Raw genomic sequence first — 19,047 nt, forward strand, 5'->3', positions numbered from 1 at the left:
ATGACCTCATCGCCCTTCATCCTGGCTGTCAGCGCCGAAATGGTCTTTCTCGATCTGCCCTTCGTCGAGCGGGTCCGCCGTCTGCACGCCCTGGGCTTCGCCGTGGAGATCTGGGACTGGACGCGCCATGACATCGACGCCCTGGCCGCCACCGGCGCCCGCTTCACCTCCATGACCGGCTATGTCTCAGGCGACCTGGTGAGCGCCGAAGGCCGTGCCGCCCTGCTCGCCAGTGCCCGGGAATCCCTGGCCGTGGCCGAGCGCCTGGCCTGCCCCTCGCTCAATCTGCATGGCACCGGCCTGGACCCGCGCGGCCTGCCGGTCAAGCCGCTGGCCGAGGTGAGCGGCCATCACTGGCTGGCGGCGCGTGACACCCTCGCCGAGATCGCCCGCCTGGGCGAGTCCGCCGGCCGGGTCTTCCTGCTGGAGAACCTCAATACCGCGGTGGACCATCCCGGTGTGCCCTTCGCCCGCGCCGAAAACACCCTGGCCCTGATCGAGGCGGTGGCCAGTCCCTACCTGCGGCTCAACCTGGACCTCTACCATGCCCAGATCGGCGAAGGGAACCTGATCGAGCTGATCCGTCGGGCCGGGTCGGCGATCGGAGAAATCCAGGTAGCCGATGTCCCTGGGCGCTGTGAGCCGGGGACCGGCGAGATTCACTACCCGGCCATTGCCCGGGCCCTCGCCAGGCTCGGCTATCGCGGTGTGGTCGGCCTCGAAGGCTGGGCTGCCGAAGGTGATACCGAGCGTGCCCTGGAGCGCTTCAGAACGGCCTTCACCCTGTAGTCCCCGCTAGATGCTTCCGCTCGCATAACAACAAGAGGAACTGAACATGCTGCTTCGCAACCTGCTGTGCGCCGCCTTCGCCTTCGCCCTGACGCCCCTGGCCCTCGCCGACTACCGTATCGGGGTCAGCATCGCCAAGGTCGACGACAACTTCATGACCTATGTCCGCCGCAATCTGGAAGAGGCGGGCAAGGCGGAAAAGATCAGCCTGCAATTCGAGGATGCCCAGGGCGACGTCGTTCGCCAGCTGAACCAGGTGCAGAGCTTCCTGGCGCAGAACGTGGACGCCGTGATCGTGCTGCCGGTGGACACCGCCGCCACCGTCAACATTACCCGCGCCGCCACCACGGCCAAGGTTCCGCTGGTTTACGTCAACCGGCGCCCGGACGATCCCAAGCTGCCCGCCGGGGTGGTCGCCGTGGCCTCGGACGACTTGCAGGCCGGGCAGTTGCAGGGGCAGTTCATCGCCAAGCAGCTGAACGGCAAGGGCAGCATCGCCCTGATCATGGGCGAGTTGACCCAGAATGCCACCCGCGGCCGCTCCGAAGGTCTCAAGGAAGCGCTCAAGGCCTATCCCGACATCAAGGTGATCGCCCAGCAGAACGCGGACTGGGACCGCAGCAAGGGCATGGACCTGACCAGCAACTGGCTGACGGCCGGGACCCATTTCGACGCCATTGTCGCCAACAACGACGAGATGGCCATCGGCGCCGCCATGGCGCTGCAACAGGCCGGAATGGGCAAGGGTCAGGTTCCGGTGGTGGGGGTGGATGGTCTGCCCGATGGGCAGGCGGCCATCAAGCGCGGACTGCTGGCCGCCTCGGTGTTCCAGGACCCACGAGGCCAGGCCGTGCAGGCGGTGCAATCCGCGCTCAAGATGATCCGCAAGGAACCGGTCCAGGCGGATGTCTGGGTGCCGTACGAGCTGATCACGCCCGGCAACCTGGCGGATTACACCGCTCGTTTCAAGTAGCGACCGGGAGCGCACCGGCCTGAACGGGGAAGCGTCCCCTCGAAGGCTGAAAACCAACCCCCGGGACAGCTCAGTACCGCGTCCAGTGGGAGCAAGGCGTCAGTGCCGGTCCCTTGCTCCGCTGGCGCGCCGCTCGTCCACCGTCAGGGCCAGTCCTTCACCAGCGACCTGAAGTAGAGGGTGAAGATCAGCCGTACATCCATGAGCGGCGCGAAGATGTCCTGGTCACGAAGGATGCCAGCCAGCGTGCCGCAAAACAGGCTATGCAGCTGTAGGCTGGCACTTCTCGGCGTCACCGCGGCCTCCAGGCGCTGCCGTTGGCCATCGAAGAGGCGCTCGACGAGCGCCACGAATTCGCGGGTCAGGGCATTTTCCCGCTGTTCGACTTCCTGCAGTTCCTGAGTGAATTCGCAACGGTGCATCAGGATGGTCATGACACGACGCTCCCTTCCCGGCTGAACGAATTTCTCCATGCACTCGACGCACAGTTCGTACAGCCTCATCAGGCAATCGCCCTCCCCATCCATACTCAGCTGCTGGGTGACTTCGTCAAGCGGAATGCGGATGCGATTGAGCATCTCGTGGACCAGCTGCGCCTTGTCCCTGAAGTGCCAATACACCGCTCCTCGCGTGAGCCCGCACTCTCTGGCGATCATTTCGAGGCTGGTGCGTGAAACACCATTGGTGAGAAACAACGCCTCGGCTGCATCCAGAATGGTCTGGCGTGTCTGCTCAGCGTCTTCTTTAGTACGGCGCATGGCTATCTCGTTTCAAAGGCGTCTGTTTTGACAGTCTAACGTTTAGCCTGTCTTTTACAAACATTCTTGCATGTATGCTTACCTAGCGCATCTCTTCGGCACTTACACCGATGCGCACTCGTCTTTCCTGGGAGCTACGTGGGTGCCGGCTGCCCAGTCAGGTTTTGGACAGCGGCTGGAGAAAAACAGGAAGAGAGCCTTCTCTTCCTGGTGGACTCATTTCTTATCTGAAACGACGCAGGGAAACGCCCTTCCTACCGCTACGCGAGTCCAGAAATCATGTGCACCGCCGCGCGCGTGGCCGGCCGGGCTCCCCGTGCAAGCGCGTTCAGCAACTATCAGCTCCCCGTCCAACGCCTGAACAGCACGCTGGCATTCACCCCACCGAAACCGAAGCCGTTGGACAGGGCATATTCGATCGGTAGCTGCCGTGCCTGCAGGGCGACAAGGTTTAGGCCTTCCGCGGCGGGATCGGGGTGGTGCAGGTTCAAGGTCGGCGGCACGATCTGGTCGCGCAGGGCGAGCACGGTGAAGATGGCTTCCACGCCCCCCGCGGCGCCCAGCAGGTGTCCGGTGCTCGACTTGGTCGAGGTGATGGCCACCGGGGACGCATCGCCAAATACCGCGCGGATGGCCGCCAGCTCGCCCTTGTCGCCCACCTGGGTGGAGGTGGCGTGGGCATTGATGTGCTGAACCTGGGCAGCATCGATGCCGGCCTGGCGCAGGGCCTGCGCCATGGCGCGACGGGCACCGCTGCCGTCCTCCGGGCCGGCGGTGAGGTGATAGGCATCGGCGCTGGTACCGTAGCCCACCAGCTCGGCCAGGGGTGTGGCGCCCCGTGCCAGTGCATGCTCCAGGGTCTCGATCACCAGCAGCCCGGCGCCTTCGGCCATGACGAAGCCGTCACGCTCCCGGTCGAAGGGGCGCGAGGCCTCCTGCGGACGCTCGTTGGATCCCGTGGACAGCGCCCGGGCGACGGCGAAGCTGCCCAGGCTCACACGATTGATCGCCGCCTCCGCCCCGCCGCAGAGGGCGATGTCGGCCTCGCCGCTACGGATCAGCCGGGCGGCGTCGCCGATGGCCTGGACACCGGCGGCGCAGGCGGTGATGGGCGCTCCCAGCGGACCGCGGAAGCCGTATTGGATGGAGACGTTGCCCGCCGCCATGTTGGCCAGGAACGACGGTGCGGTAAAGGGCGAGAGCCGCCGCGGGCCGCGGGCGTCGGTGGTCCGCACCGCCTCGGCGATGGCGCCGAAGCCGCCCACCCCGGAGGCGATGATGGTCGCCGTACGCTCGCGCTGCGCCTCGCAGGTCGGTTGCCAGCCGGCCTGGCCGAGGGCTTCCTGGGCCGCCACCAGAGCGAACTCGATGAAGCGATCCATCTTCTTCAGATCCTTGGCGGCGATGGCCACCAGGGGGTCGTAGCCCGCCTCCGGATCGTCGGCGCGGCTCGGCACCTGACCGGCGATGAGACTGCCCACCCCGTCGCTGACCGCGGGCGGCAGCGGACTTATGCCCGAGCGCCCCGCCAGCAGCCGAGACCAGACCTGGTCGGTGCCACAGCCCAGCGGACTGACCGTGCCCAGGCCGGTCACCACGATGCGTGTTCTGTCGTTGCCTTGCATTGCCTTACCTCTTCTCTCGATGGACGAGGCGCCCGCGGGCGACCTCGTGTCTTGTCCGCGCCCGATCAAGGCGCAATTGGCAGATCGGAGGACAGGGAATCACCGCGGACGGGTGGCCTGATCCTGAACCAGATGGCATACATGGCCGGCAGGAATACGAGGGTGAGCACGGTGCCCGCGAGGGTGCCGCCGATGAGGGTGTAGGCCAGGGTGCCCCAGAACACCGAATGGGTAAGGGGGATGAAGGCCAGCACCGCCGCCAGCGCCGTGAGGATCACCGGTCTTGCGCGCTGCACGGTCGCCTCGACCACCGCCTGGAAGGGGGGCAGGCCGTCCTGCTCGTTCTGGTGGATCTGCCCGATCAGGATCAGGGTGTTGCGCATCAGGATGCCCGACAGCGCGATCAACCCGACCAGGGCATTGATGCCGAAGGGTTGCTGAAACAGGATCAGGGTCGGTACCACCCCGATCAGCCCCAGGGGACTGGTCAGGAAGACCATGATCATCGCGGCCATGGAACGCACCTGCAGGATGATGATGAGCAGCGTCAAGGCGATCATCAGCGGGAAGATCGGCAGCATCGCCGCCATCGCCTTGCCCGACTCCTCGATGGCGCCCGCCTGTACGATCCGATAGCCCGCCGGCAAGCGCTGGATGATCGGCTGCAGCTGCTGGAGCACGGCGGTGGAAACGTCCGGCGGTTGCAGCTCTTCGGCGATATCGCCGCGCACGGTGATCGTCGGCACCCGATCGCGTCGCCGCATGAGCGGCTCTTCCAGCTGCACCTCCAGGTCGCCGATCTGCGACAGCGGAATGCGCTGGCCCTGGGCGCCGACCAGGGTGAGATCGCCCAACCGCGCCGGATCGAGGCGAACATCACCGGCCGCGCGCGCCACCACCTGGACGGTGCGAATGTCTTCGCGCACCGCCGTAACCGGCACGCCGCTGAGCAGGAATTGCAGCTGCTGCGCGACGGCGCTGGAGCTCAGGCCCATGGCCTGCAGGCGATCCTGCTGCAACCTGAAGCGCAGCACCGGCGTGCGCGTGCCCCAATCGCTGTTGACGGTACGCATCAGCGGACTGGCACGCATCACCTGCTCCACCTCCGCGGCCACCCGCCGCAGCACCTGCGGATCGGGACCGCTCACGCGAAAGGCGACCGGGAACGGCGAATAGGGCCCGAACACCAGTTGGGTGACCCGCAGCCGTGCCTCCGGCGCGAGTCCGGCGGCAATGGCGTCACGCAGCCGCATCTTGAGAGCTTCACGGGCCTCGGGGTTGTCGGTGCGGACGATGATCTTGGCGAACGACGGATCCGGCAGCTCCGGACTCATGGCGAGAAAGAAGCGCGGCGCACCCTGCCCGATGTACGAGGTCACGATCCGGGCATCATCCTGCTGGGCAAGCCAGGCCTCGACCTTGGCGGTCGCCCGTTCGGTCTCGCTGATCGAGGTGCCATAGGGCATCTGCACCTCCACCATCACCTCGGGGCGATCGGAGATGGGAAAGAACTGCTTCTTGACGACAGCCATGCCCAGGATGGCGGCCACGAACAGGCCGATCACCAGCAGCGCGACCAGCCACTTGCGGGCAATCACCTGGCCGAGAACGCGGCGGAAGCGGTGGTAGCGCGGCGTGTCGTAAAGCGCGGTGTGGCCACCCTCGACGGTCTTGGTCTCCGGCAGCAGCTTGACGCCCAGGTAGGGCGTGAACACCACTGCCACGACCCAGGAGGTGATCAGCGCGATGCCGACGATCCAGAACATGTTGCTGGTGTATTCACCCGCCGCGGACTGGGCAAAGCCATTGGGCATGAAGCCCACGGCGGTCACCAGGGTACCGGCCAGCATGGGAGCGGCGGTGTGGCTCCAGGCATAGGCGGAGGCTTTGCCGCGGCTATAGCCCTCCTCCATCTTCACCACCATCATCTCGATGGCGATGATGGCATCGTCCACCAGCAGCCCCAGGGCCAGGATCAGCGAGCCCAGGGTAATGCGATCGAAATTCTTGCCGGTGGCGGCCATGACGAGAAACACCGCCGCCAGCGTCAGGGGGACCGCGGCCGCCACGACGATGCCCACCCGCCAGCCCATGCTGACGAAGCACACCACCATCACCACCAGCAGGGCGACAAAGAACTTGATCATGAATTCGTCGACCGACGAGGCGATGTTGACCGCCTGGTCGGTCACCTTGGTCAGACTCATGCCCAGGGGCATCTCAGCGTTTATGTTGCCGACTTCGCCTTCAAGTGACTTGCCGAGATCCAGGCCATTCCAGCCGTCGCGCATGACGATGCCCAGCAGCAGCGCCGGCTCGCCACCGCTGCGGATGACGAAGGTGGCCGGGTCTTCATAGCCACGCGTCACCGTCGCGACGTCGGCCAGTTTGAAGGTGCGGCCCTTGACGATCACCGGGGTGTCGCGGATGGCATCGAGCTGTTCGAAGGCGCCATCCAGACGGACGAAGACCTCGGGGCCGCGGGTTTCGATGGAGCCCGCGGGCGTCAGGACATTCTGGGCATTGAGCGCGGCGAAGATGTCTTGCGGTGCCACGCCCAGGGTCGCCAGGCGATCGTGGGAAAACTCCACATAGATGCGCTCGGTCTGCTCACCCAGGATATTGACCTTCTTGACCCCCGGTACATGCAGCAGACGCTGGCGCAGCGTTTCCGCCTCGCGTGCCAGCAGCCGTTGCGACTCGCCCCGGGCCTTGAGTGCGAAGAGCGCGAAGGTGACGTCGGCGTATTCATCGTTGACCATTGGCCCGCTCACCCCGGCGGGCAAGGTCTTGGCTTCGTCACTGATCTTCTTGCGCGCCTGGTAGAACTCCTCGGGCACCTCGGCCGGCGGTGTGCTGTCGAGCAGCGTCAGGGTGGTAAAGGCCAGGCCCGGACGGGTATAGGTCTCCGAGCGCTCGTACCAGCGCAATTCCTGCAGGCGCTTTTCCAGTTTCTCGGCGACCTGATCCTGCATCTCGTGCGCCGTGGCCCCCGGCCAGGCCGTGATGATGGTCATGACCTTGACCGTGAAGGCCGGATCTTCCGCCCGGCCCAGCTTGAAGAACGACAGTACCCCGCCGACCGAGATCAGCAGGATCAGAAACAGGGTGATGGAGCGCTCGCGGACGGCCAGCGCCGACAGATTGAATCGGCTGTCGCTCACGGCTGCTTCCCTTCCAAGGCACTGTTGGCAGTGGTGGCCAGGCGGATCGCCTGGCCCTCGTGAAGGAGATGAACGCCGAGGGCCACGACCCTGTCACCCGGCAGGAGGGGGCCGTCCACCAGGGCGGTGTCATCCGACACCTGACGAATCTGCACGGGTACCCAGGCGACCTGCCCGGGCGAGCCCTGGATACGCCAGACCCCCGCGCCTTTGCCCGCGTCGTACAGGGCGCCCAGCGGCACCTGCAAGGCATTCGCCCGATGCCCGGACTCTTCCGGAATGCGCAGTCTCACAGTGGTGCCCAGGGGCGCACTGGCCAGCGTCCCTTCGAGCACATAGCGCGCCTCGAAGGTACGCGTCTCGCGGTCGGTGCTGTCTGATAACTGCCGCAACCGAGCCGGTCCCGGCTGTTCCGCAGCGCCCAGACGGGTGGCTTGGGCCAGGGAGCCAAGCGTCGGACGCAAGGTCTCCGGCAGCTGGACGACGACCTCCCGGGCGCCTGCACGAGCCAGGCGCACCACGCTCTGTCCAGCGGCTACGACCTGCCCGGGCTCGGCCAGCGTATCGACCACGGTGCCATCCGCATCGGCCACCAGGACGGTATAACGGCTGGCGTTGAAGGCGACTTCCGCCTGGGCTTCGGCAGCCTTGAGCTGGGCCCTGGCCGTATCCGCCGCAGCCTTGATCTGATCGTAGCCGGAGACCGAGATCGCCCCCGTGCCCCGTAGATCCCGGTAGCGCGCCTCATCGCCCGCCGCCTGGCGGGCCCGCGCCTGGGCCGCGGCCACGGCCTCGCGCTGCGCCTGCAGGGCCAGTTGCAGATCGATGGGATCAAGCTTCAGCAGCGGCTGCCCGCGCTTGACGGTTTCACCGATGTCCACCAGCCGTTCGGCGACCTTGCCGGCGACGCGAAAGCCCAGATCGCTCTGCACTCGTGCGGCGACGATGCCGGTAAAGGTGCGGCTAGCGCGCTCGGCGGGCTCCGCCACCGCAGCTCGCACCAAAGGCGCCTGCGTGCGGGGATCGCCCTGGGAAGGGGCGTTGCAACCGCCAAGGGACAGCGAAAGGACGGTAGCACCCACAGCGGTGGAAAGCAGACGGCGCGCGAACATGGAAGCTCCGAGAGGATGCCAGCAGAGCGCGCAATTTGATACTAGTGACCATTTTAGTCAATAGTCACAAGACAATTTAGGGCGAGAGGCTACGCAGCACCAGGTTGGACAGCTGGGTAAGAGCGACATCGAAATGCTCGAAGCTGTGCTGGAGCATCAGCGGATTCAGATAGGGTCGCAACACGAGATAGGTCGCCATCGTCACGTCGTCAATCGGCGTCTTGCGCTCGAACTGTCCTTCCCCGCGGCCCTGCACCAGGATCTCCTTGAGCAGCTCCTGCATCCGCGCTTCGTAGCTGATCGTGGCCGGCCAGCGGCCCGACGCCGCAGAAATGGCGATTTCGTAAAGCTTTCGATCGTCTGAAAACAGCCGCAGGGTTGCCGCCGGAAGGCTCTGAAACAGCCTTCTTAGCTTTTCGGGGGCTTGGGTAGCTGAGGCCACCGCGGCCCTGGCCTCGGCCTCGATTCCGCTCAGGCAATCCGCACAGATGGCCTCGCCAATCGCCTGCTTCGAATCGAAGAACTTGTAAATGTAGGCCTTGGAAAACCCGATGCTCCGGGCGAGTTCGGACACCGTGGTTTTCTCGTAGCCGTAGTGGCTGAAGTGTTCTTTCGCTGCCACCATGATCTGGTGGCGAACGTCGTGCTCGGCCGGTCCACGAGCCTGGCCAGGGGAAACGGATTCGGTAGTCATGGGGCTGGGTGTTCCGGCAGTTGCAAAATGATGCGGAAGGTGACCAATATACACTTTAGTCACTAAAACCGTTCAGGCGTTGCTCAGGATAAAAGCCCATGCGCTCCAGACTCCAGATTATTCTGCTCACCAGCGCCACCCTGGCGAGCGGCTGTACGGTGGGGCCTGACTACCGCGCCCCTGAAGTTGCGCTTCCAGCAAACTTCCAGCGGGAGCCGGGGCCAGCGCCCCTGGCCGATCAGGCGCTGGCTGGCTGGTGGGACCGTTTCAACGATCCGCTCCTGAGCCGCCTGGTAAACCAGGCCCTCGCGCAGAATCTCGATCTGGTCCAGGCCGACGCACGCATTACCCAGGCTCGCGCCGGCCTTAGGGCGGCCGATGCCGCGCTATTGCCGGCAGGCGATCTTGGTGGCCAGGCCGGTCGTGCCTATCAGTCGCTGGAAACACCGCTTGGACGGGTGCTCGATTCAGCGCCCGGCTACGCCAGGAGCGGTTCTTCCTATGAGGCCAATCTTGACTCAAGCTGGGAGCTGGATGTGTTTGGCGATCTGCGCCGAGGTCGTGAAGCCGCCCGGGCCGACTACCAGGCCAGCGTGGCGGGTGCCCGTGCCGTGCGCCTTGCCGTGGCTGCCCAGACCGCCGATCTCTATGTCGACATCCGCGGACTGCAGACACGCCTGGCGATCGCTCGCCATCAGGTCGACACCCAGCAGGGCTTGCTGTCGATGGTCAGGCTACTGAACGGCAAGGACCTGGCGACCGACCGGGAGCTACGCCAGGCCGAAGGAGGCTTGGCCGAGGTCCAGGCCTCGATACCCGGCCTGGAGTTCTCGCTGGAGCGGGCCATGAATGCACTGGACGTGATGCTGGCGGCGCCACCTGGCACCTGGCGTACCCAACTGGCTGGCGCCGCGTCCATTCCCGACGCCCCCCGCATCGAAACGGCAGGCACGCCCGCCGACCTGCTCCGTCGACGTCCGGACCTGATCGCGGCCGAGCGCCGCCTGGCCGCCGCCAATGCCCGGATCGGCGCCGCAATGGCCGAGTACTATCCCAAGATCTCCCTGAGCGCTCTGCTCGGCAGCGCCACCACGATTTCCAGTGGCAATCTCTTCAGCCACGACGCCAATCAGGCGCTCGGTGCCCTGGGCGTACGCTGGCGGCTGTTCGACTTCGGCCGGATCGATGCGCAGATCCAGGCGGCCAAGGGACAGCGCGCAGAATCGCTGGCGGCCTATCGGCTGGCGGCATTGCGCGCCACCGAAGACGTCGAAGATGCCCTCACCGGCCAGCTGAAGCGCGAAGAGCAGGTCACTCTGCTGACGGCGGGCGAGGCCTCGCTCAGCCAGGCCCGCCAGGCCGCCACCCTCGCCTACCAGAAGGGCGTGCTGCCCCTGGTCGATGTTCTGCACGCCGATGAACGCCTGCTACGCACGGCCGATGCACGTGCCCAGGCGCAAACGGCAGCCGCACAGGCGCAAACGGCAGCCGCACAGGCGGCAATAAGCACTTTCAAGGCGTTGGGCGGAGGCTGGCAATCCGCTTCCCCCGCCGCCTTGAGTTTGCGATAGCAGAAGACGGCACCTGCTGCACCGGGCCAGTCCGAGCGGCTGTCCGGTACAAAAGCCGGGATTCTGCATCGCGACCCCTGCAAGCCGGCCGGCCATACTGGATACCCATGGCCGGCACCGGTCAGCTCCCCAGGTAGACAGCCATTCCGGTCGTCCCATGCCAGCAGGTTAAGACACGTCAATGCAACACTTCGCCCTCTACCTCCTGCTGTGCGGCCTCACCATCGCCAGCCCCGGCCCGGGCGTACTGCTCACGATCACCAATGCGCTGCAGCTGCGGCTGCGCGGCGCCCTGCCGGGCATCCTCGGGGTGGTGCTGGGCATACTGCTGGTGGCCATCCTGGCCAGCACCGCGCTCGGCGCCCTGGTGAGCAGCTCGCCAAGGACCCTGCAGGGATTGCAGCTGGTCGGCGCGCTCTACCTGGGTTGGCTGGGGCTGCGGCGTCTGCGCAGTCCCGCGGCCCAAGGCCGGCAGCCTGCCGCCACTTGGCCTTCGGTCAGCGGTGGCAGACACCTCCTGCAGGGCTTGCTGGTGTCCCTCACCAACCCCAAGCTGATCCTCTTCTTTCTGGCGCTGTTTCCGCCCTTCATCCAGGTGGATCGCCCGGTGTTGCCGCAGCTGGTGCTGCTGGTGGCGACCTTCGGCCTGATGAGCTTTATCATCCATTGCAGCTACGCCGGGGCGGCGACAGTTCTGAGTGCCCGCCTGACCTCGGATACCGCCCTCGCCCGGCTGCAGCGGGCGGCTGGCGCGCTCTTCCTGGTGTTCGCCACGCTGTTGCTGGGGGCGGCCCTGGGGTCCCCAGGCGCCTAGTGCGCGACCAGGGTCCGGCTGGCGTCGCTCGACGCTTCCCGCGGCTGAGACTGCTCCTGCCGCAAGGCCGCAAAACGCGCCGGGGACAGCGGTCGCTGCAGATGGAAGCCCTGCGCCTGGTCGCATTTGAGGTCGGCGATGCGCGCCAGCTGGCCGGCGGTCTCGATGCCCTCGGCCACCACCGTCAACGACAGGGCCCGCCCCATGCTGACGATGGCCTCGACGATGGCCGCATTGCTCTCGCTCACCTCGATGTTGGAGACGAAGCTGCGATCGATCTTCAGGCAGTCGAAGGGATAGGTGCGCAGATAGCTCAACGAGGAATAGCCGGTGCCGAAGTCGTCCATGGACAGCCGCACGCCCAGGGCCTTGAGCTTCTTCATCAATTCCAGGGCACCGGCGGCATCGTCCAGCAGGACGTTCTCGGTCAGCTCCAACTCGACCCGCGCCGGGTCGATACCGGTGCGCAGGAGGACCTTGCTGATCCGCGCGATCAGGTCATCGCGCTGGAACTCCAGCGGTGACAGGTTGATGGACACGATCAACTCCGGCGCCCACTCCAGCGCCTGACTGCAGGCTTCCTGCAGCACCCAGTCGCTCAGCCCCAGGATCAGCCCGGTTTCCTCCGCCACCCCGATGAATTCGGCGGGCGCCAGTCGACCGCGGGCGGGATGATTCCAGCGCACCAGCGCCTCGGCGCCCAGCAAGCGCTGGCCATTGGCGGCGAAGCGCGGCTGGAAGTCCAGCTCGAATTCCAGTCGCTGCAACCCCAGGCGCAACTCGGTCTCCAGCTGGCGCCGCTCGAGGATGCGCTGATTCATGGTGGGCTCATAGAACCTCAGGGTGTTACGCCCCGCCGCCTTGGCTTCGTACAGGGCGATGTCGGCATAGCGCAGCAGATCCTCGGCACCATGGCCATCCTGGGGCGCCCGGGCGATGCCGATACTCGCCCCGATGTTGATGTCGTGCTCGTCGATGCGCATGGTCCGGCCGATGCCCTCCAGCATCCGATTGCACAGCACGCTCACCTGCTCGGCGCTCAGGCAGCCATTCACCGCGATGACGAATTCATCGCCGCCGATGCGCGTGACCAGATCGCCTTCGCGCACGCTGGCGCGCAACTCCCGGGCGACCTGACAGAGCACCTGGTCGCCGGCGCCATGGCCGAGGGCGTCGTTGACCGGCTTGAAGCGGTCCAGGTCGAGGGCCAGCAGATGCAGCGGCTGACTGGCGTTGACGCCCTCGGCGAAGCGCTGCGCCAGGTAGCGGTGCAGTTGATGACGGTTGGCCAGTCCGGTCAGGGCATCGTGCTGGCTGATGTGTTCGATGCGCGCCTTGGCCTCGATCTCCTCGGTCACGTCGCACACGGTGCCGCGAAAGCCGGCCAGCAGGCCACCGCTGATGATGGGTTGCGCCGTCAGCTGGCAGTACCTGAGCTTGGCCTGGGCGTCGCGCATCTCGCAGCGCAGGGGGCGCCGGGTCCGGCCGGCCGCCAGCGGCGTCCTCGCCACCTCTTCCACCTGGCTCGGCGGATAGCCGAGCAGTTCGTGCAGCGGGCGGCCCAGCCAGTCTTCGCGACTGAAGCCGGTCACCGCCACGAAGCGCTCCGAAAGATAGACCAGCCGCTGCTCGGCGTCGCTCTCCCAGATCCAGTCGGACGAGGCCTCGGAAACGGTGCGGAAGCGCTGCTCGCTGTGCCTCAGGGCATCTTCGGCCACATCCGTCTGCCGTGCCGCCAGGCCGATCCGGCGGCGCAGGTACCAGACCAGCAGCAGCGCCAGACCACACATCGCCGCCAGCAACGGCAGGAACTGCGCCAGCAGACCTTGCCCCATGCCATGCACCCGCCAGTGCAAGGTCACGGCGATACCCGGATCGGACTTCACCACCAGGGTCGGCCGCTCCGCCACGGCGGGCAGTTCCCCTGGCTCCGCGGTCAGCCCGGGCAATTCGAAGGTCTGGCCGAGCTGGGCAAGCTTGTCCGGCGTGAGGATGTCGACGAAGACCATGTAGGACAGCCGCTTGAAGTCCTGGTAGGTGGCATCCGGGCGGATGACCGCGGCCAGCACGCTGGCCGGCTTGCCCTCGATCAGGAAATAGCCCTGGGCATAGCCATCCTTGAGCGAGCGCTCCCGGGCCTGAGCCAGCAACGGCGCCTGGTCGTCGCCCAGCCAGGTATCCAGTTGCAGCTTGCTGCGACCGCCGCCAACCACGGCATAGCGCGTGACACCAGAGGGCGCCAGGATGAAGGCGCCATTCACGCCATAGCCGCTGTAGAGGGATGGCCCGACATTGTCTTCTTCGTAGGCCCAGTTGACGTCGACCTTCTTGCCGGTCCGCGCATAGGCCTCAATCCAGAAGGAGTAATCGGTCAGCACCCGGCCCAGCTTGTCCAGCCGCGTCTCCAGCGCCCGCTGGGCATCCGCCTCGCTGTGATGGCGTTGCTGCTCATCGATGCGCGCGCACAGGTCGAACAGCATCCACCCGGCCAGGGTGAAGATGAGGGTGACTAGGGCGAAGAAACCCAGGGAGGCCTGACGGGCGACGCGATTGAGTTGGGTAGGCACGATAGCGACCTGTGGCAACGGTTGTACGAGGGTGCTGACGGCAGGCGGCCAGGCCGTAATCGTCTGCCTTTATATCGGCACTGCTGTGACGGCCTTGAAGCGCCAGCATAAATATTCCGCAGAAACGCAGCCTAGAGCGCTTGTTTTGCACCATTGGCGTGCAACACGGTACTGGGCGCGCCAGGACGGCGCGGCCTTGGCCAGGCCGCTTGCCCAAAAACGACAGCAGCGCTCCACTCGACCGGGCAATTGTTGACCTACCGGTCAGCTTTACCCACCATCGAGACATTCGAGACCAGGTGGAGAGCGGCCGTGATCAGGTTTCTGCTGGACCAGGAGCTGCGCAGCGAAGAGCAGCTCGACCCCAACCTCACCGTGCTGCAGTACCTGCGCGAGCGCTGTGGCAAGACCGGCACCAAGGAAGGCTGCGCCTCGGGCGACTGCGGCGCCTGCACGGTGGTGCTGGCCGAGCCCGATGGCGACCGGTTGCGCTATCGCACCGTCAACAGTTGCCTGACCTTTGTCGCGGCGCTGGACGGCCGGCAGCTGATCAGTGTGGAGGACCTCAAGCACCGGGGCCGTCTGCATCAGGTGCAGCAAGCCATGGTCGACTGCCACGGTTCCCAGTGCGGCTACTGCACCCCGGGCTTTGTCATGTCGCTGTTCGCCCTGCAGAAGAACGTGGCCACGCCGGATGACGCCGCGACCCACGAAGCCCTGGCCGGCAATCTCTGTCGCTGCACCGGCTACCGGCCGATCCTGGCCGCGGCCGAACAGGCCTGTGCCGGCCGGCAGCCGGATCAGTTCGATGCCCGCGAGCAGCAGACCCTGGAGCGTCTCCAGGCCCTGGCGCCGGCGCCCGCTACGCGCCTGGAGGGAGACGGTCGACGCTGCCACAGCCCCACCAGCCTGAGCGAACTGGCCAGTCTCTACCTGACCTACCCCGAGGCGCGCCTGCTGGCCGGCGGCACCGACCTGGCCCTGGAGGTCACCCAGCACCATCGCCGCCTGGAGACCCTGATCTACCTGGGCAACCTGCCCGAATTGCGCGGCGTTACCCTGAGCGACGAGGTTATCGAGATCGGCGCCGCCACCCCGCTGGCCGATTGCGCCGCCGCCCTGGCCGCCGACTACCCGGACTTCGGCGCCCTGCTGCAGCGCTTCGCCTCCCTGCAGATCCGCAACCAGGGGACCCTGGGCGGCAATATCGGCAATGCCTCACCCATCGGCGACAGTCCGCCCCTGCTCCTGGCGCTGGGCGCCAGCGTGCTGCTGCGCCAGGGCGAACGGCTGCGCGAACTGGCCCTTGACGACTTCTTCCTCGACTATCGCCAGACCGCCCTGGAGCCGGGCGAATTCATCCAGGCGGTACGGGTGCCGCGGTCACGCGATGGCCTGGTGTTCCGCGCCTTCAAGGTGTCCAAGCGACTGGATGATGACATCTCCGCGGTCTGCGCCGCCTTCGCCCTGGAGCTGGAGCAGGGCCGCGTCGCCAGCGTGCGCATCGCCTATGGCGGCATGGCGGCCACGCCCAGGCGGGCAGCGCGCTGCGAACAGGCGCTGCTCGGCCAGCCCTGGAACGCCGCGTCCATCGAGCGCGCCGTCCAGGCCCTGGCCGAGGATTTCGCCCCGCTGTCGGATTTCCGCGCCAGTCGCGAATACCGTCTGCTGACGGCGCAGAACCTGCTGCGCAAATGTCACCTGGAAACCACCCAGCCCGCGCTCGCCACGAGGGTCACCGCCCATGTCTAGCACCCTGCCCGCCCGTACCCCCGAGGAAATGGCCGCGGCCTTCGCCGCCGGCCTGGCCACCGGCGTCGGCAAGCCGCTCAAGCACGAGAGCGCCGACAAGCATGTCAGCGGCGAGGCCCTGTACATCGACGACCGCCTGGAGTTTCCCAACCAGTTGCACGTCTATGCGCGGATGAGCGAGCACGCCCATGCGCGGATCAAACACATCGATCTCGCGCCCTGCTACCAGATCCCCGGTGTGGCCCTGGCCATCACCGCCGCCGACGTACCCGGCCAACTCGACATCGGCGCCGTCTTGCCCGGCGATCCGCTGCTGGCCGATGGCGAGGTGCTGTACCTGGGCCAGCCGGTGCTGGCGGTGGCCGCGACCAGCCTCGACGCCGCCCGCCGCGCCGCCCAGGCCGCCCTCGTCGAATACGAGCCGCTGGAGGCCATCCTTGACGTCAAGGAAGCGCTGCGCCGCGAACACTTCATCTCGCCCAGCCACAGCCATCAAATCGGTGACGCGGCCGCCGCCCTGGCCGCCGCGCCCCATCGCCTGCAGGGCGAACTGGCCATTGGCGGCCAGGAGCACTTCTACCTGGAAACACAGGTAGCCTCGGTGATGCCCACCGAAGACGGCGGCATGCTGGTCTATTCCTCCACCCAGAATCCCACCGAGGTGCAGAAGCAGGTGGCCGAGGTGCTGGGGGTGTCGATGAACAGGGTCACCGTCGACATGAGACGCATGGGTGGCGGCTTCGGCGGCAAGGAAAGCCAGGCCGGCATGCCGGCGGCGCTCTGCGCGGTGTTCGCCCATCTCACCGGGCGCCCGGTGAAGATGCGCCTGCCGCGATTCGAAGACATGCACATGACCGGCAAGCGCCATCCCTTCCACGTCGACTACGACGTCGGCTTCGACGACGATGGCCGACTGCTGGGCATCCGCTTCGAACTGGCGGGCAACTGCGGCTATTCGCCCGACCTGTCCAACGCCATCATCGATCGCGCCATGTTCCATGCCGACAATGCCTATTTCCTCGGCAACGCCCAGATCACCGGCCACCGCTGCAAGACCCACCTGGCGTCCAACACCGCCTACCGCGGCTTCGGCGGCCCCCAGGGCATGCTGGCCATCGAGAACGTCATGGACGCCATCGCCCGCCATCGCGGCCTCGACCCGCTGGAGGTACGGCGGCGCAACTACTATGGCAAGGAGACGCGCAACCTCACCCACTATCACCAGGTGGTGGAAGACAACCTGCTCGACGAGATGACCACGGACCTGGCGGCCAGCAGTGACTACCAGGCGCGGCGCGAGGTCATCCGCGACTTCAACCGGAACAGTCCGGTACTGAAGAAGGGCCTGGCGCTGACTCCGGTGAAATTCGGCATCTCCTTCACCTCCTCCTTCCTCAACCAGGGCGGCGCCTTGGTCAACGTCTACACCGATGGCAGCATCCACCTGAACCATGGCGGCACCGAGATGGGCCAGGGGCTCAACACCAAGGTCGCCCAGGTGGTGGCCGAGGTCTTCCAGGTCGACATAGCCCGCATCCAGATCACCGCCACCAACACCGACAAGGTGCCCAACACCTCGCCCACCGCGGCCTCCAGCGGCACCGACCTCAACGGCAAGGCCGCGCAGAACGCCGCCCAGACCATCAAGGACCGCCTGATCGACTTCGCCAGCCGCCACTTCCACGTCGGGCCTGAAGAGGTCGACTTCCGCAACGGCCACGTCAGGGTGCGCGACCGGCTGCTGAGCTTCGAAGAGCTGATCCAGCTGGCCTATGTCGGCCAGGTATCGCTGTCCAGCACCGGCTACTACCGCACACCGAAGATTCACTACGACCGCGACCAGGCCCGCGGGCGGCCCTTCTACTACTACGCCTTCGGCGCCGCCTGCTCCGAGGTGCTGATCGACACCCTCACCGGCGAATACCGCCTGCTGCGCACCGACATCCTCCATGACGTCGGCGCCTCCCTGAATCCGGCCATCGACATCGGCCAGGTCGAAGGCGGCTTCGTCCAGGGTCTGGGTTGGCTGACCATGGAAGAACTGGTGTGGAACGATGCCGGCAAGCTGCTCACCGCCGGCCCCTCCACCTACAAGATCCCGGCGGTGAGTGACGTACCTCCGGACCTGCGGGTGCGGCTGGTGGAGAATCGGCAGAATCCCGAGGCCACGGTGTTCCACTCCAAGGCCGTGGGCGAACCGCCCTTCATGCTTGGCATCTCGGTGTGGTGCGCCCTGCAGGACGCCGTGGCCAGCGTGGCGGATTACCGCTTCCATCCGGCGCTGGACGCGCCGGCCACCCCGGAACGGGTGCTCTGGGGCGTGGAGCGCATGCGCCGCCTGGCCGCCGAGCTGCAGACCGCCCCGGTCTCCGCCACGGAGGAGCCCGCATGAACAGCAAACGCGGCTGGCTGGCCTTGCTGGCCGATTTCGAAGCGCGGGGCGAGCCCTGCGTGCTGATCACCGTGGCCGACGAGCAGGGCTCCACGCCCCGCGAGGCCGGCACCAAGATGCTGGTGGGCCGGGAAGCGCAGCACCTGACCATCGGCGGCGGCCACCTGGAATACCGCGCGGTGGAGATCGCCCGGGAAATGCTCGCCGCCGGTACGCGCCAGCCGCGCCTGGAGCGTTTCTCCCTGGCCGCCAGCCTCGGCCAGTGCTGCGGGGGCGTCACTACCCTGCTGTTCGAACCCCAGCTGGCACAGGACGTCCCGGTGATCGTCTTTGGCGCCGGCCATGTCGCCCGCGCCCTGGTGCCGCTGCTGGCCGGACTGCCTTGCGCGGTGCGCTGGGTGGATTCGCGCGCCCAGGAATTTCCCGCCGTCCTGCCCGCCGGCGTGGAAAAGTGCCTGACCGACGAGCCGGTCGACGAGATCGCCCGGATGCCGGCGGGTGCCTACTACATCGTCATGACCCATAATCACCCCCTGGACCTGGAGTTGACCGACGCCATCCTCGCCCGCGGCGACCATGGCTATTTCGGTCTGATCGGCTCCCGGACCAAGTGGGCCAAGTTCCGCCACCGTCTCGCGGCGCGCGGCCACGGCGCCGACCGCCTGGGCACGGTGCGCTGCCCGCTGGGCCTGCCTGAGGTCCAGGGCAAGCTGCCGCTGGAGATCGCCATCGCCGTGGCCGGCGAGGTCATCGCCCACTACGGTCGCCAGGCCGAGCAGGCGGATCTGCCCCTGCGCCTGGTCACCGCTACCCCCAAGTAGCTCCATCCTTCATCC

At 66.6% G+C, this 19,047-nt stretch carries 13 protein-coding genes; 7 read left to right on the forward strand and 6 right to left on the reverse strand.

From position 1 onward, the window contains the following. Both BGI51_RS20955 and BGI51_RS20960 read left to right on the forward strand, forming a co-directional pair. A complete protein-coding gene (locus tag BGI51_RS20955) occupies window positions 1-789 on the forward strand; it encodes a TIM barrel protein (RefSeq protein ID WP_187979606.1) in 789 nt (262 codons plus the stop codon). A 46-nt stretch (window positions 790-835) separates the two neighbouring features. Then, on the forward strand, window positions 836-1,762 hold the full coding sequence (locus tag BGI51_RS20960; RefSeq protein WP_187979607.1) for a sugar ABC transporter substrate-binding protein: 927 nt from the start codon (window positions 836-838) through the stop codon (window positions 1,760-1,762). A 143-nt stretch (window positions 1,763-1,905) separates the two neighbouring features. On the opposite strand, the gene BGI51_RS20965 is transcribed toward BGI51_RS20960, so the two are convergent. The 5 genes from BGI51_RS20965 to BGI51_RS20985 form a co-directional block, all read right to left on the reverse strand. Further along, window positions 1,906-2,520 carry a TetR family transcriptional regulator gene (locus BGI51_RS20965; RefSeq protein ID WP_187979608.1) on the reverse strand — a complete coding sequence of 205 codons (615 nt, stop codon included), beginning with the start codon at window positions 2,518-2,520 and terminating at the stop codon, window positions 1,906-1,908. Between the two features lie 338 nt (window positions 2,521-2,858). Further along, window positions 2,859-4,145: a beta-ketoacyl-ACP synthase II gene (gene fabF / locus BGI51_RS20970; RefSeq protein WP_187979609.1), complete on the reverse strand. Its 1,287-nt coding sequence runs from the start codon at window positions 4,143-4,145 to the stop codon at window positions 2,859-2,861. A gap of 65 nt (window positions 4,146-4,210) precedes the next feature. Beyond that, entirely contained in the window at window positions 4,211-7,309 is a 3,099-nt protein-coding gene (locus BGI51_RS20975) for an efflux RND transporter permease subunit (RefSeq protein ID WP_187979610.1), read from the reverse strand. Continuing rightward, window positions 7,306-8,421, reverse strand: a complete 1,116-nt coding sequence (locus tag BGI51_RS20980; protein WP_187979611.1) for an efflux RND transporter periplasmic adaptor subunit — start codon at window positions 8,419-8,421, stop codon at window positions 7,306-7,308. The genes BGI51_RS20975 and BGI51_RS20980 overlap by 4 nt, the downstream gene beginning before the upstream one ends. A gap of 76 nt (window positions 8,422-8,497) precedes the next feature. Next, the gene (locus BGI51_RS20985) at window positions 8,498-9,115 is read right to left on the reverse strand and encodes a TetR/AcrR family transcriptional regulator (RefSeq protein ID WP_187979612.1); all 618 of its coding nucleotides are present in this window, start codon (window positions 9,113-9,115) and stop codon (window positions 8,498-8,500) included. 98 nt (window positions 9,116-9,213) lie between these two features. Here BGI51_RS20985 and BGI51_RS20990 point away from each other — a divergent pair, with 98 nt between their 5' ends. Beyond that, the gene (locus tag BGI51_RS20990; RefSeq protein ID WP_187979613.1) at window positions 9,214-10,686 is read left to right on the forward strand and encodes an efflux transporter outer membrane subunit; all 1,473 of its coding nucleotides are present in this window, start codon (window positions 9,214-9,216) and stop codon (window positions 10,684-10,686) included. A gap of 181 nt (window positions 10,687-10,867) precedes the next feature. Then, complete coding sequence (locus BGI51_RS20995; protein WP_187979614.1) at window positions 10,868-11,500, forward strand: LysE family translocator; 633 nt, start codon at window positions 10,868-10,870, stop codon at window positions 11,498-11,500. Here BGI51_RS20995 and BGI51_RS21000 read toward each other — a convergent pair. Then, window positions 11,497-14,067: a bifunctional diguanylate cyclase/phosphodiesterase gene (locus BGI51_RS21000; protein ID WP_252977151.1), complete on the reverse strand. Its 2,571-nt coding sequence runs from the start codon at window positions 14,065-14,067 to the stop codon at window positions 11,497-11,499. The two genes, BGI51_RS20995 and BGI51_RS21000, sit on opposite strands and share 4 nt — an antisense overlap. Before the next feature lie 312 nt (window positions 14,068-14,379). Between BGI51_RS21000 and xdhA the strand changes: the two genes are divergently transcribed. The 3 genes from xdhA to xdhC are packed head-to-tail and all read left to right on the forward strand — an operon-like array spanning window position 14,380 to window position 19,032. Beyond that, a complete protein-coding gene (gene xdhA, locus BGI51_RS21005) occupies window positions 14,380-15,819 on the forward strand; it encodes a xanthine dehydrogenase small subunit (protein ID WP_187979616.1) in 1,440 nt (479 codons plus the stop codon). Next, entirely contained in the window at window positions 15,812-18,211 is a 2,400-nt protein-coding gene (xdhB, locus tag BGI51_RS21010; protein WP_187979617.1) for a xanthine dehydrogenase molybdopterin binding subunit, read from the forward strand. The genes xdhA and xdhB overlap by 8 nt, the downstream gene beginning before the upstream one ends. Continuing rightward, on the forward strand, window positions 18,208-19,032 hold the full coding sequence (xdhC, locus tag BGI51_RS21015) for a xanthine dehydrogenase accessory protein XdhC (RefSeq protein WP_187979618.1): 825 nt from the start codon (window positions 18,208-18,210) through the stop codon (window positions 19,030-19,032). The genes xdhB and xdhC overlap by 4 nt, the downstream gene beginning before the upstream one ends. Window positions 19,033-19,047 lie beyond the last annotated feature (15 nt).

This window comes from Pseudomonas oryzihabitans (assembly GCF_014522265.1).
GTDB classification, from domain to species: Bacteria; Pseudomonadota; Gammaproteobacteria; order Pseudomonadales; family Pseudomonadaceae; genus Chryseomonas; species Chryseomonas aestiva.